Below are 238 nucleotides of genomic sequence, written 5' to 3' on the forward strand. Positions count from 1 at the left end.
GGCCTGCAACGGCGCGGTCTCGGTGCGGGCGGTGAAGCGCTGGCCGTCTCGCTCGATGGTCAGGCGGGTGAAATGTGTGCCCTGCTGCTCGACCTTGTCGGCCGGAAAGCGCACGACGATCTTCTGCACCTGGCCGGAGGCGTCGGCCGTCAGGTGCACCATCTTGCCGGCACGGCCCTGCAGCACGCGGCGGCCCAGCGGGTCGGTGCGCAGAAAGGCGGCGGCGGCGGGATCGAAG

Annotated in this window: 1 protein-coding gene; it reads right to left on the reverse strand. The window is 71.4% G+C overall.

All coding sequences use genetic code 11. The annotated features are described in order from the left end of the window. Positions 1 to 238 (reverse strand): hypothetical protein (locus ACNEUN_RS06445; protein WP_463631637.1); only part of this gene is annotated, 238 nt, incomplete at both ends.

Source organism: Gardnerella sp. C0684A1, assembly GCF_055326835.1.